The sequence below is a fragment of the Pseudomonas sp. Ga0074129 genome (assembly GCA_001465025.1).
Taxonomy (GTDB): domain Bacteria; phylum Pseudomonadota; class Gammaproteobacteria; order Pseudomonadales; family Pseudomonadaceae; genus Aquipseudomonas.
In genome coordinates this window covers 16561-29752 of sequence record LNDO01000116.1, presented here as the reverse complement: position 1 = coordinate 29752, position 13192 = coordinate 16561, and the positions used below count along the sequence as shown (strand labels likewise).

Genomic DNA, 13192 nt, shown 5'->3' with positions numbered 1-13192 from the left:
CTGCGCTTGAATCCTTTGGTGTGAGAGCCTGGATTCTACCGGTGGCTGGCCCTCTGCCTATCGTTTCAAGCGTTGCACTTATTCTATGAATTCAGGATCGGCAGGGGCTGAAGTCAGCCAGAAATACACAACTACTTCAGACCATCCCTAAGTCACCACCGATTCCTCTTCCATTCATCCAGTGCTTCTTCGTATTCGTCCGGATAGCAGGTCACTTGGTACTTCGGCCCTAAGTAACGGCACTTGCCGTTGTAGTCGTCGTTACACTCATCCCAAGCTTCCTGCACGAGCTCTTCGCAGCTCTTTGGCTTGGTTGCCTCTTCGTACCATGCGACCAAGATGCAAAACAAAAGCCCAAAGATCAAAACCATCCCGAAGCCTTGCATCACGTAATCGAAGAAAGACATAGAGCGAGTAGAGGGGAGATTTTGCTCAGTACTAGCGGCTTCGATAAGTGTCAGAGGTTGAGCTTGTGCCGAGGGCCCAGCTTGCGGAGGCTGGTGCGATGCCGGCGATACAGGTTCTGGGATTGGGTGTTGCTTCTTCGGTGGCAGGTACATATCACCAATGAAAAAAGCCCTCCCGCCTTTAACGTCAACCCATTTTTCGTTCACTACCCAGCCATCGCCAGCGCGAGCTCCTGCCTGGATCAGTTTCTTCACTGATTCGACATACTGAGACCACTCCTTGAGCTCGGTTTCGGTGGGCGTGTCTAAATGACCTACCCTGATCAGATCGCCCGATTCTAAGACTCGACCATCGCGACCAATTTGTTGTGCCATCGCAGCTCCTTTGCGCTTTCATTCTGATCGTGAAGCTAACAAAAAATGAATACTTGCGGTCTATTGTGCGACCTGCTGGCGGAGCACATTCATCTGTATCTGTTGAGCCTCAGTGATGTATCCCGGCGTAAAGTGGATAGGATCGCTCCAAACGATCATTCCTGTTGAGGGCCGCCGCATGACGTTTGTGATGTTGCAATCCACAGCCCCATCATTTTCGGGCAGATACTGAGCTGCATTAATCAGGGTGTTGAGCAGAGGAGCGAACTCGGATTGGTTGCGCGCAACCTGATTGCATCGTTCGAGGAATTGAGCGCGATGCTCATGCTCTACCAGTTCGCCATCTGTCAGCTGTGTGAATAGCTTGGTCAGTCGAGCTCCCTCGGTACTTGTGGGATCTACAGGTTGAAGCCATTCAACCTGTGCTAACCAGTAAAACTCATCGTCCAAATATGCATCATCGGCTGGTGCTACTGGCCCGAAGTCCTGGATAACCCTGACCACGTGTGGATTGCTCTTGGCTGACTGCTCGGAAAGAAAGCAGTGGCCTCTTCCGTCAGTGGTTAGCCGATAGAGCTGGCCGTCACGCTGAAAAAGCATTGCTGAGGAGCCGTGGGTAAAGTATTCGGCTGATCGGAGCGGCTCTTGTGCCATCACATGATCAAAATACGGCCCGCTGAAGAGGTTGCTCATAGTGTGCGGATTTCGGTGAACGTGACCGCTCATTTCGCTAACAACGTGACCGGTGGCTTCACCCGATTGCGCGGGGTTTAAATTCTAACCGCATCGGTCACGATGCGGCTTCTTCCTCCGTGTTTTTCCTCCGTAGTGACTCGCCTTTCATCACGATTCGGTAGGCGTTGTGTACCAGGCGATCGAGCAAGGCGTCGGCCAGCGTGGGGTCGTTGATCCAGCCGTGCCAGTGCTCGACGGGAAGCTGGCTGGTCAGGATGGTGGAGCGGCTGCCGGCGCGGTCGTCGATCACTTCCAGCAGGTCATGCCGGGCATTTTCCTCCAGCGCCGCCAGGCCCCAGTCGTCCAAAATCAAGACATCGACCTTGGCCAGCTGTTGCAGGGTGCGCCCGAAGCTACCGTCGCCGTGGGCGATGCGCAGTTGCTCCAGCAGGCGCGGGGTGCGCAGGTACAGCGCGCTGTAGCCCTGGCGACAGGCTTGGTGGCCCAGGGCGCAGGCGAACCAGGTCTTGCCGACGCCGGTCGGGCCGGTCAGCAGCAGGTTGTGCCGTTGACGGATCCAGTCACCACTGGCCAGGGTCGCGATCAGGCGCTCGTCCAGCGTGCGGCCACGGCGCCGGTCGAGGTCTTCCAGGCAGGCGCTGGCGTACTTGAGCTTGGCCTGTTTACGCAGCCGCTCCAGGCGCTTGTCGTCGCGCCAGGCCAGCTCGCGGTCGAGCAGCAGGCCGAGGCGCTCATCGAAGCTCAGGCTGTGGCTGGCCGGCAGCGTCCATTGTTCTTCCAGTGCTCGGGCCATGCCGCCCAGCCGCAGTTGGTGCAATTGGCTCAGGGTGTGTTGGGTCATCATCGAACAGCTCCTCTTGGGTGTAGTAATCGGCGCCACGGACGTTCTCGTGACTGCTGGGTTGTGCTGCCGGCGTCGCGGGCTTGGGCAGTGGTTGCTGGTCGAGGCCTTGCTTGAGCAGGTTGCGCACGGTGCGGCCGTTAAGCGCCCGCAGTTGCACGGCGCGGCTGGCCGCCGCCTCCAGGCGCGCGTTACCGTACTGGCGCGCCAGCGAGAGCAGGCCCAGGCAGGCGCGATAGCCCATCTCCGGGTGCGGTTTGTGGGTCAGTTGGTGCTCGACGATCTGCCGGGTTTGCGGGCCGATTCGCTCACCCCAGTCGAGCAGGCGCTGCGGCGTCCACTCGCGGTGCGCCTTGTGCGAGGCCGGCATGTGTTCGCTCTGGGTGCTGTAGGCGCCGCGCCGCTGAAGTCGCAAGTGGCTGGCGACCCGCCGGTTGCCGTGCAGGACTTCCACGGTATGCGCGCTCAGCCGCACATCGACGCTCTGCCGGGCCAGGGCCGAGGGTACGCTGTAGAAGCCGCCGTTCACTTCGATGTGGTAGTCGATGTTGACCTTGCAGCGCTTGAAGGTCACCACCTCGTAGGGATGCTGTGGCAGCGGCCGCAGCACCGGTTGATCGAGCCGCTCGAACCACTCCCGGCGGCAGCCATCGAGCTTCTTGAACGGGCGCTGGTTCAAGTCCTCCAGCAGCTTGGCAATCGCCTGGTTGAGCGCGTGCAGGCTGAAGAACTGCTGGTGGCGCAGCCGCGCCATGATCCAGCGCTCTACCACCTGTACCGCCACCTCGGCTTTGGCTTTGTCCTGGGGCTTACGCGGCCGCGCCGGTAGCATCACCGTGTCGTAATGCCGGGCACACTCCAGTGCGGCGCGGTTCAAGCCCGGCTCGTAGCGATCGGGGTGGGCGATCAGCGCGCGCGGATTGTCGGGCACCACCATCTCGCTGACGCCGCCAAAGTAGCTGAACGCCTGACCCAGCGCGGTCAGCCAATCCACCTGGGTTTCCCCCGGCGTGGCGCAGGCATAGGTGTAGTTCGAGGCCCCCAGCGCCGCGACGAAGATATGCGCCCGGCTGATCTCGCCGGTGGCCGGATCGATCACCGGCAGCGTCGGGCCGGCATAGTCGATGAACAGCTTCTCGCCGGCCCGGTGCTGTTGGCGCATCGAGCGCTTGAGGGTGCTGGCGTAGCGGCGGTAGTGCTCGACGAACTGGGTATAGCGGTAGGTCGGCTGCTCGGGATGGGCGGCGACGTACTCCTCCCACAGCAGTTGCAGGGTGACGCCCTTGCGCCGCAGTTCGCGGTGGATCGTGATCAGATCCGGCAGCACCCGCTCGCCGCGGGTGTGGCGAACCCTGGCAGTGGGCAACAGTGCCGCCGCCAGCGCCATCTCATCCAGCACGGCCAGCGCCGGCCACTCCATCCCGGTTTCAGCGGCTGCGGTGACGTACTTACTGACGACGCCCCTGGACAGCTGCAAGGCCCGGGCGATCTTCTCGTGAGAGAGGCCGCCCTCGAACTTGAGGCGCAGACATTCTTTGATATTACGCATGGATACTCGCTGCGCCGCCATCCCTCTACTCCCCGAAATCGGGCGAGGGTGACGGTCGCGTCAGGTCATGCGCAACGGGGTGGAAGCGTTTCGCTAAGCCGTGACCGACGATTTCGGTAAGTCGTGACCGCCTGTTTCGGAGCAGGCTGGAAATCGGTCACGCTGTTAGCGAAATGAGCGGTCACGCGTTAGCGAAATGTCCGGTCACGATCTACCGAAACAGCCGGTCACGGTGGGCCGAAATACGCATAGTGCTGTGCCTGGATCCAAAAATGGGTTTTCTCTCGTCAGAGTCCGACTAGCCGAGCTAGTCGGTCTTCTGTTTCGAGTATCACGTTCTTAAGGAGAGCTTCTCGATCCCTGAGCCTTTGCAGCCGGCAATGCTGAGGGCGCTCACAGATGCCGCCATCAGTCGAGCAGCTACTGCAAAACAGGTTCAGAGCGTCCTGAGTTTGCTCCTTGGCCATCGTGAGCAGTTTTCGGAAGCCCCAGAGCTTGATCGACAACAGTGCCCAAATTGGCAAATTTAAGAGTGTTCGCATCAGCGCCACCCTTGAGCTGCAATGCTGGATACTTTGGCGCACAGCTGAGTTCGAGCAGCGTCCAGTACCTGCGCATTGGTTTTTGCAGATAGGTGTTCACGAGCTTTGTTGCCCAGAAAGTAACTGATGCGTTCGGCGTTAGCGCCTGACGGATGGGGAAGACCTGCGAGAACCTGCTCAGGCTTGAGCAGGCCTTGGCGTTGTAGATGCTCAAGGGCTTCGGCCACTTTGGGCCCAAGGGGAACGTAGAGGCAGTTATTGCCCAGTGCTTTTACCTCCTCGGCAAGATGCGTCTCGACCTGCTCTCGCATGGATTTCTGCTTGAGCATTGATGGACTGCCGCTGTAGTTCGCGCCATTGACGAAAACTGGATAGCGCAGTGCGGAGGTGTAATGCACCAGGTGTGTGTGGGTATCGAATAGCCGGGCACAGCTATCAATCCCGAGCAGTTTCGCAATGCCAATGTGATCGAGCATGGCAATCAGGTTGTTGCGCATTGGCCCAGAAAAGCTAGCGGTTTCCTTGGCTTTCCTTCGGGCTTCTTCAACAGAAGTACCCGCCCGCAGTTGTTTTCGTGCTTCGTTGAGTGCGTTCACTGCCTGCTGGTGGCCAGGCGTGATGCCGCAGATAGTGATTCGGGCTTTAGTGTTGATGTAGTCGAAGGGGGCATAGAACGTCTGAACACTGCCTTCGGATGACAGCAAAAGCTTCTGGGGCAGTTCGGAACCGCTCAGGCTGATGGTCGAGTCGAGGAGGATCTGGCTGAATTGTTCAAAGTGGCTCATGGTTCATTCCTTGAGTTAGCGCGTGCGACGGTGAATACGGCGGGCAGCCGGGTTGCTGGGTGTGCCACGTCGAATTCGCTTGTGTGTTTTTTGCGGTTTTAGCCGTTCATCCCGGTAACCCACGGTGATGACCTTGCTCTCTGTCAGCACCGCGTAGATGTTTCGGCTACGCAAGGCCAACTCCAGGCTCTTGGGGTCAACATCTTTGAGTAATTGCGAGAAGCCATCGCGGTCAAAAAAGCACAGGCAGACGCCTCGGTTATGGCTTTCTTGCCCGTAGCACAGCAGCCACTCCAGCTGCTTGGGACTGATGTGGCGTTCTTGGCATCGCTGTTCGGCATGTTGAGTCATGAGCATCCCTGCACCTCATACCAGCACTGTAGGTTTGAAGTTACGGCGTCCTTTCAGCCAGCGCAGCGCTTCATGGGAGTCGACCACGGTGCGCGTCCCTTCTTTTCGAGTGTGAAGACGATCCGGTGCGGTGGGTTGTGTGGCATTCCGCACGGCCTTTTCCGTCATCTGTGCAAGGAAGGCGACTTCGTTCAGAGTGAGATATCCGCACTCGGAATCTTTGAGCACAGTAGGTAAGGCTTCGGTCGCGACATCACCAAGTGTGTCGCTGTCGAGGCGTGCACGAATTGCTCCCAGCTTGAATAGGTGCTCAAGGCTCGGTGCTAAGGAGTTCGCGCTGTGGAACTCGTCGTCCCATCGGGCTTGGTTAATGAAGGATGCAAAGTCCAACCAGTTGTCATCTTGGGGGCCGACACCGGTTGTCTTGAGTTGGCCTTCAACTGCGTAGTCGTAGCAGCCCTCAGCAATGGCATTGAAATGGGAGGCCCCACCCAGAACCTTATCTAGAGCTTCCGGATCGCACCGGTACTTCTCTGATTCAGCATTGAGATGACCCAAGTAGGCGTCGTTAACCTCATTGGCTAGCTGGTCGCGGCGGATCTTGGTCTGTGGCTTTGCCTGGTTGCAAAACAGATCTTCGAGTCTCATATGTTCCACTCCATTTGGAATGTGAGAAGGTTGTCTGAGCCTGATTCCATTGTCAATAGAATATTCCATTTTGGTTGGAATTTATTTGCTGGGGTGGAGCGGAGCCCCGGACGTCCATCGAAAGTAGTTCGGTGACTTGCCAATCCGTATCGCGCCACTTGCTTCCAGACCCATTCCGGGAGGGCGGAGTTATTCCTGCTGCCAAGTAGGGTGTGACGGTGGTGGAAGCTAGAAGCCTGGGGGCCTAAGGGCACTCGATGCCTGTGACCGGGTCATGCTTGCCGTGGCCGTGGGGGGAACGGCTTGTGGTGCATTTGTGCCGTCCTACGGGCAGGTGAGATTTGTAATTTCTCGGCTTCTAGCTGGGGTGGGCGTGGTGTAAAGTGGGTGCATTGACAACCTGTCAATTGAGCGGAGATGCCGACAAGATACCCTGATATCGTGCCGCCTCCCGAGAGGTTATGACTGGCTAGAAGCCCCGTCCTTACTGGCTTTGGAAAGTAACATTGCCCGACGGTAGGTTTTGACTCATTTACTTTGGCCGACAGGGTTCATTAAGTCTGTCCGAAGTCGCCTCCAGCCCTGTGTTTTCGCCTCTCTGAGGACGGCTATCTTTGTCTCCCTCCAACTTAGATTTTTATAAGCGGTTTTGTCGTCAATAAGAAAGCCCCTGTTGAATCACTTCAGCAGGGGCTTTTTTGTTCCACATGGAACATCGTTGTGGGGCTGAGCGTATCTATCGCAGCCACTAGATTATTGGCCAATAAAAAGCCGGCGCTAAGGCCGGCTTGAGAGTGCGGTTGAAAACTTATGCACGAAACGGTGTAGCTCAGCCCTTCAAGAAAAGTGTTTATGAATCATTACCTTGAACGGCTTTATGGCACTCTGCCGGTATTTCGTGCACAGGTTATCCACAATTTGCTTAAGCTGGCTCTTGAGCTTCCAGCGGCTGGCTTTGCGCATCCAGCGAACCGATATCGCGTTGTGCTTGGCTGACCCAGGCAAAAGCGCGGTCGTTGAGCTCGGCAATGGCGCGTGGGCCTGTGCCTTCAGCGTACATCGGTGGGCCGATGATCACCTGGACAGTACCAGGGGTTTTGCGCCAGCCCAACTTCGGCCAAAACTCGCCAGCGTTGTGAGCAATTGGCAGAACAGGCAGGTTGGCGTTAACGGCTAGGGACGCGCCGCCACGGCTGAACTTGCCGATCTGGCCTGGTGGAATGCGCGTGCCTTCCGGGAATACCAGTACCCAAGCGCCCTGCCCTAAGCGTTTGTGGCCAAGCTTGGCCAGTTGCTTGAGCGCTGCTTTGGGATTGCTGCGGTCAATGGCAATGGGCTTGAGCATGGCCATGGCCCAGCCGAAGAACGGCACATACAGCAACTCGCGCTTGACCACTTGGCTCAGCGGTGCAAAGTAGCCGCAAAGGAAAAAGGTTTCCCAGGTGCTCTGGTGTTTGGCGAGGATTACGCAGGGCTGCACTGAGATATTTTCCAGGCCCTTGATCTCGTAGTTGATGCCCACTACCACCTTGGCCAACCAGGTGGCGCAGCGACACCAGTTCTGCACGACAAAGCGGTAGCGCGCAGGAAATGGCAGAAAGGGTGCGATAAAGACGCTGAGGATGCACCAGAAGAAGGAGGAGGAAGCTAGCAGCAGGTAAAAGAGGAAAGTTCTGAGGGTTTGCACTGTCGACATGGGCGCTTTTACCGTCGCAGGCAGGGCCTGCTTTATAAGTGGAGAAGCTGATCGGCAACCGCCGCCAGATCATCGAATATCAGGGTGCCCGCTGGCAATCCTTTTGCCAGGGTGCGTTCACCCTTGCCGGTTTTTACTAAAACAGGCTGACAATCGACGGCGCCAGCCGCTGTCAGGTCACCGCTGCTATCTCCGACAAACCAGACGCCCTTAAGTGCAACGCCATAGTACGCCGCAATCTGCTCAAGCATGCCGGGTTTAGGTTTGCGGCAGGTGCAGCCCTCATCAGGCCCATGCGGGCAGTAGACGATCAGACCCAGTTCGCCGCCCTGCTCAGCTACCAACTGGCACAGGCGCGCATGCATGGCGTCCAGTGTGCCCAGGTCATAGTAGCCACGGGCAATGCCTGATTGATTAGTGGCGACTGCAACGGTCCAGCCGGCTTGTGACAGGCGAGCGATGGCCTCCACTGCACCGGGCAGCGGAATCCATTCATCAAGGGTTTTTATGTAGTCGTCGGAGTCGTAATTGATGACGCCGTCGCGGTCGAGAATCAGCAACTTCATAGCTTCAAGCTCCAAACAAAAACGCCAAGCTTCAAGCGGGCAACATGCCGCTTGAAGCTTGGCGCTGCTGTGCGTTAACCCAGTACCGAGATATCGGCAACGCCTAGGAACAAACCGCGCAGCTTGGCCAGCAAGGCGTAACGGTTCGCCCGCACGGCTGGGTCTTCGGCGTTGACCAGTACGGCCTCGAAGAAGGCGTCTACCGGCTCACGCAGATTGGCCAACTGGCTGAGCGCCAGGTTGTACTGGCGGGCTGCAGCGAGCGGTTGCACTGCATGCTCAGCTTGCTGAATGGCGGCGTTGAGGGCGAACTCGCTGGGGTTGTCGAAGTGATGCGCTTCGACGCTCGCTGCGACCTGGCCTTCGGCTTTGCTCAGCAGGTTGGACACACGCTTGTTGGCTGCTGCAAGAGCGGCTGCTTGCGGCAATGCGCGGAATGCCTGCACGGCTTGTACGCGCTGATCGAAGTCCAGCGGCGAGGTCGGGCTGACGGCACGCACAGCCTGGTACACGGCGACTTCAACGCCTTCGTCTTCATAACGCGCGCGCAGACGGTCATAGATAAAGTCAAAAACCAGCTCTTTGAGAGGGATGTCTTCTTTCTTGATAACGCCATTCTTTTCGGTAGTGGCGTTATTGAGGTCAGAAACCTTGTCAGCGAACTGGGCGATGGCAAAGGCGATGGCGTCTGCGAGATCCAGATCCAGCTGTTTCTCGATCAGAATGCGCAGCACGCCGAGTGCGGCACGGCGCAGGGCGTAAGGGTCTTTGCTACCGGTGGGCAGCATGCCGATGCCGAAGATGCCGACCAAGGTATCGAGCTTGTCAGCCAGCGCTACGGCGGCACCGGTCAGGGTGCTCGGCAGTTCTGCACCGGCACCGCGCGGCATGTACTGCTCGTTCAGCGCCAGTGCCACGTCTTCGGCTTCGCCGTCGTGCTTAGCGTAGTAGTAACCGGCGATGCCCTGCATTTCTGGGAACTCGCCGACCATTTCACTGGCCAGGTCGCATTTGCAGAGAATGCCAGCGCGGGCGGCGCGAGTGGCGTCGCCGCCGATGCCCTCGGCAATAAAGCTGGCCAGGGCCGACACACGCTGTGCTTTGTCGTAGACCGAACCCAGCTGAGCTTGGAACACCACATTGGCCAAGCGCTGGTTGAAGGTCTCCAGCTTCTGCTTCTTGTCCTGCTTGAAGAAGAACTCGGCGTCAGTCAGGCGCGGACGCACCACCTTCTCGTTACCGGAAATGATCTGCGCCGGGTCTTTGCTTTCAACGTTGGCCACGGTGATAAAGCGCGGCAGCAGCTTGCCGTTGCCATCGAGCAGGCAGAAGTATTTCTGATTGTCCTGCATGGTGGTGATCAGTGCTTCCTGCGGCACTTCGAGGAAGCGTTCCTCGAATGAGCAGACCAGCGGCACCGGCCATTCAACCAGCGCGCTGACTTCATCCAGCAGTGCCGGCGGCACGATGGCCGTGCCTTGCTCGGCGGCAGCCAATTCATTCACGCGGGCGATGATCTGCGCACGGCGCTCGGCGAAGTCAGCAATCACGTAGGCGCTGCGCAGGTCTTCGGCGTAAGTGGCCGGGGCGCTGATACGCACCTCGTGGTTGGCGTGGAAGCGATGCCCACGGGATACGCGACCGGCTTGCTGGGCGAGGATTTCGCAGTCGATCACCTCGTCACCGAACAGCATCACCAGCCACTGGCTTGGACGGACGAATTCGGTTTTGCGCGCGCCCCAGCGCATGCGTTTCGGGATCGGCAACTCGTTCAGCGAGGTCTCGACAATAGCAGGCAGCAGGCCAGCCGCTGCTTGGCCGGGAATGCTCTGGCTGAATTTCAGCTTGGGGCCACTTTGGTCGATCTGGCTCAGCTCAACGCCACACTTCTTGGCGAAGCCGAGCGCGGCTTGCGTCGGGTTGCCGTCTTTGTCGAAAGCGGCCTGTACGGGCGGGCCATCGAGGTTCTGGGTGCGATCAGCTTGCTGCTCTTCAAGCTGCTCGATCAACACGGCCAGACGGCGCGGCGCAGCATAGTAGCGAGTGGCGCTGTAGGACAGACCGGCCGCTTTGAGGCCTTTCTCGATACCAGCGAGGAAGGCTTCGCCGAGGGTTTTCAGGGCTTTCGGTGGCAGCTCTTCGGTGCCCAGTTCTACCAGGAAATCACGGGTACTCATTCTGCAGCCTCCAGCTTGGCCAATACTTCATCACGCAGGTCGGGGGCGGCGAGCGGGAAGCCGAGTTTGCGCCGCGCTTGCAGGTAGCTCTGTGCCACCGAACGGGCCAGCGCACGCACACGCAAGATGTACTGCTGACGTGCGGTGACGGAGATCGCCCGGCGCGCATCCAGCAAGTTGAAGGTGTGCGAGGCTTTAAGCACCATTTCGTAGGTTGGCAGCGGCAGTTCCAACTCGATCAGGCGATTGGCTTCCGACTCATAGAAGTCGAACAGCTCGAAGAGTTTCTCGACGTTGGCGTGCTCGAAGTTGTAGGTAGACTGCTCCACTTCGTTCTGGTGGAACACATCGCCATAAGTGACCTTGCCAAACTGACCGTCAGTCCACACCAAGTCGTAAACCGAGTCGACGCCCTGCAGGTACATGGCCAGACGCTCCAGACCGTAGGTGATCTCGCCGGTCACCGGGTAGCACTCAATGCCGCCCACTTGCTGGAAGTAGGTGAACTGGGTGACTTCCATGCCATTGAGCCAGATTTCCCAGCCCAAGCCCCACGCACCGAGGGTCGGCGATTCCCAGTTGTCTTCAACGAAGCGAATGTCGTGCACCAGCGGGTCGATGCCGATGGCCTTCAGCGAGCCTAGATAAAGCTCCTGGAAGTTTTCCGGGTTCGGCTTGAGCACCACTTGGAACTGATAGTAATGCTGCAGACGGTTGGGGTTTTCGCCGTAGCGGCCGTCAGCTGGACGACGGGACGGCTGCACATAGGCGGCGTTCCAGGTCTCGGGGCCAATGGCGCGCAAGAAGGTGGCGGTGTGGAAGGTGCCCGCGCCCACTTCCATGTCGTAAGGTTGCAACACCACGCAACCCTGCTCGGCCCAGTACAGCTGTAGGGCGAGGATCAAATCTTGGAAGGTGCGCACGGCAGGCGTAGTCTGGCTCACAAATTTCACCCGTACTTTGGCGGCTTGAGAAAGTCCGCGAGTATACCGAAGCTCAGGGAAACCCGCATGCCACGCTGCTTTTGGTGCACCGACGATCCTTTGTATATCGCTTACCACGATCAGGAATGGGGCGTGCCGCAACGTGACCCGCAGGCATTGTTTGAGTTGTTGCTGCTGGAGGGCTTTCAGGCGGGTTTGTCGTGGATCACCGTGCTGAAAAAGCGCGAGCGCTACCGCGAGGTGTTGTTTGGCTTTGATGTGCAGCGCGTGGCGGCGCTCAGCGATGCCTACATCGACGACACCCTGATGCACGATCCCGGCATTATCCGTAACCGACTCAAGCTGCGTGCCGCCCGGCAGAATGCCCAAGCTTGGCTCAAACTGGAGGACCCGGTAGCGCTGTTGTGGTCGTTTGTCGGTGGCCAGCCGAAGGTCAATCACTTCAGCGAGCGCACTCAGGTGCCAGCTGTTACGCCCGAGGCTGAGGCGATGAGCAAGGCCTTGAAGAAAGCGGGCTTTACCTTTGTCGGCCCGACCATCTGTTATGCCTACATGCAGGCAACCGGCATGGTGATGGACCACACCACCGACTGTGATCGTTATGCCGAGTTGCTGAAGACCCAGCACCATCAATGATGTCAGTTCTGTTGGACTTCGCTGCGCGCAGCAGCAACCGGTGTCTCTGGTTACAATAAGCGCCTTTTTGACCTGTGGAGTGGCCTGTGGAAAAGCTCAAAGGTGCCTTGGTGGTCGGTTTCCTGCGCCTGTTTGCCCTGCTGCCCTGGAGCGCCGTGCAGGCCGTGGGTGCGGCGATTGGCTGGCTGATGTGGAAGCTGCCTAATGGCTCGCGCAACGTGGCCAGCATCAATTTGCGCAAATGTTTCCCGGAGCTGGATGACGCGGCTCACCAGCAATTGCTTCGGCAAACCCTGATGGACATTGGCAAAACCCTGACTGAAAGCGCTTGCGCCTGGATCTGGCCAGCGCAGAAATCCATCGGCCTGGTGCGTGAGGTCGAAGGCCTGGATGTGCTCAAGGAGGCGCTGGCCAGCGGCAAAGGCGTGGTCGGCATCACCAGCCACCTGGGCAACTGGGAGGTGCTCAACCATTTCTATTGCGCGCAGTGCAAACCGATCATCTTCTACCGTCCACCGAAGCTCAAAGCTGTCGACGATCTGCTGCGCCAACAGCGCGCGCAGATGGGCAATCGCGTCGCACCGTCGACCAAGGAAGGCATCCTCAGCGTGATTAAGGAAGTGCGCAAAGGGGGTACGGTGGGTATTCCCGCCGACCCAGAGCCGAGCCTGTCTTCGGGGGTATTCGTGCCCTTTCTGGGTACCGAGGCGCTGACCAGCAAGTTCGTTGCCGGTATGTTGAGTGGAGGCAAGGCTTGCGGCGTATTTCTGCATGCCCTGCGTCTGCCGGACGGCTCCGGGTTCAAGGTCATCTTTGAGGCCGCGCCAGAGGAGATGTACAGCACCGATACACCAACTGCGGTAGCGGCGATGAGCCAAGTTATCGAGCGTTATGTGCGCACTTATCCGAGCCAGTACATGTGGAGCATGGAACGCTTCAAGAAGCGTCCGCCCGGCGAAGCCAAGTGGTATTGAGTGGG

General features: G+C 58.5%; 13 protein-coding genes. 2 read left to right on the top strand and 11 right to left on the bottom strand.

What is annotated here, in order from left to right; all coding sequences use genetic code 11:
* Positions 1-152: 152 nt before the first annotated feature.
* The 11 genes from AUK77_RS18345 to glyQ all read right to left on the bottom strand — a co-directional run bounded on the left by AUK77_RS18345 (position 153) and on the right by glyQ (position 11577).
* Positions 153-782, bottom strand: coding sequence for a hypothetical protein (locus AUK77_RS18345; RefSeq protein WP_296132697.1), 630 nt, complete (start codon positions 780-782; stop codon positions 153-155).
* 60 nt (positions 783-842) lie between these two features.
* Positions 843-1475, bottom strand: a complete 633-nt coding sequence (locus AUK77_RS18340) for a hypothetical protein (RefSeq protein ID WP_296132695.1) — start codon at positions 1473-1475, stop codon at positions 843-845.
* A 97-nt stretch (positions 1476-1572) separates the two neighbouring features.
* Positions 1573-2322, bottom strand: coding sequence for an IS21-like element helper ATPase IstB (gene istB / locus AUK77_RS18335; RefSeq protein ID WP_013100941.1), 750 nt, complete (start codon positions 2320-2322; stop codon positions 1573-1575).
* On the bottom strand, positions 2210-3889 hold the full coding sequence (istA, locus tag AUK77_RS18330) for an IS21-like element IS1162 family transposase (protein WP_296132693.1): 1680 nt from the start codon (positions 3887-3889) through the stop codon (positions 2210-2212). The genes istB and istA overlap by 113 nt, the downstream gene beginning before the upstream one ends.
* A 520-nt stretch (positions 3890-4409) precedes the next feature.
* A complete protein-coding gene (locus AUK77_RS18325) occupies positions 4410-5195 on the bottom strand; it encodes a hypothetical protein (protein WP_296132692.1) in 786 nt (261 codons plus the stop codon).
* Between the two features lie 15 nt (positions 5196-5210).
* Complete coding sequence (locus AUK77_RS18320; RefSeq protein WP_296132691.1) at positions 5211-5552, bottom strand: DUF4258 domain-containing protein; 342 nt, start codon at positions 5550-5552, stop codon at positions 5211-5213.
* 9 nt (positions 5553-5561) lie between these two features.
* Positions 5562-6194 carry a hypothetical protein gene (locus AUK77_RS18315; protein ID WP_265661249.1) on the bottom strand — a complete coding sequence of 211 codons (633 nt, stop codon included), beginning with the start codon at positions 6192-6194 and terminating at the stop codon, positions 5562-5564.
* Positions 6195-7116: 922 nt separating this feature from the next.
* Complete coding sequence (locus AUK77_RS18310) at positions 7117-7890, bottom strand: lysophospholipid acyltransferase family protein (protein WP_296132689.1); 774 nt, start codon at positions 7888-7890, stop codon at positions 7117-7119.
* Positions 7891-7922: 32 nt separating this feature from the next.
* Positions 7923-8456, bottom strand: coding sequence for a D-glycero-beta-D-manno-heptose 1,7-bisphosphate 7-phosphatase (gene gmhB / locus AUK77_RS18305; protein WP_296132688.1), 534 nt, complete (start codon positions 8454-8456; stop codon positions 7923-7925).
* A gap of 74 nt (positions 8457-8530) precedes the next feature.
* Positions 8531-10633 (bottom strand): glycine--tRNA ligase subunit beta, encoded by a 2103-nt coding sequence (gene glyS / locus AUK77_RS18300; protein ID WP_296132686.1) that lies wholly within the window; start codon positions 10631-10633, stop codon positions 8531-8533.
* Complete coding sequence (gene glyQ, locus AUK77_RS18295; protein WP_296132685.1) at positions 10630-11577, bottom strand: glycine--tRNA ligase subunit alpha; 948 nt, start codon at positions 11575-11577, stop codon at positions 10630-10632. Before glyQ ends, glyS begins: the two co-directional genes overlap by 4 nt.
* Positions 11578-11643: 66 nt before the next feature.
* On the opposite strand from glyQ, the gene AUK77_RS18290 reads away from it, so the two are divergent.
* A complete protein-coding gene (locus AUK77_RS18290) occupies positions 11644-12213 on the top strand; it encodes a DNA-3-methyladenine glycosylase I (protein ID WP_296132683.1) in 570 nt (189 codons plus the stop codon).
* Positions 12214-12299: 86 nt separating this feature from the next.
* Complete coding sequence (locus tag AUK77_RS18285) at positions 12300-13187, top strand: lysophospholipid acyltransferase (RefSeq protein WP_296132681.1); 888 nt, start codon at positions 12300-12302, stop codon at positions 13185-13187.
* Positions 13188-13192 lie beyond the last annotated feature (5 nt).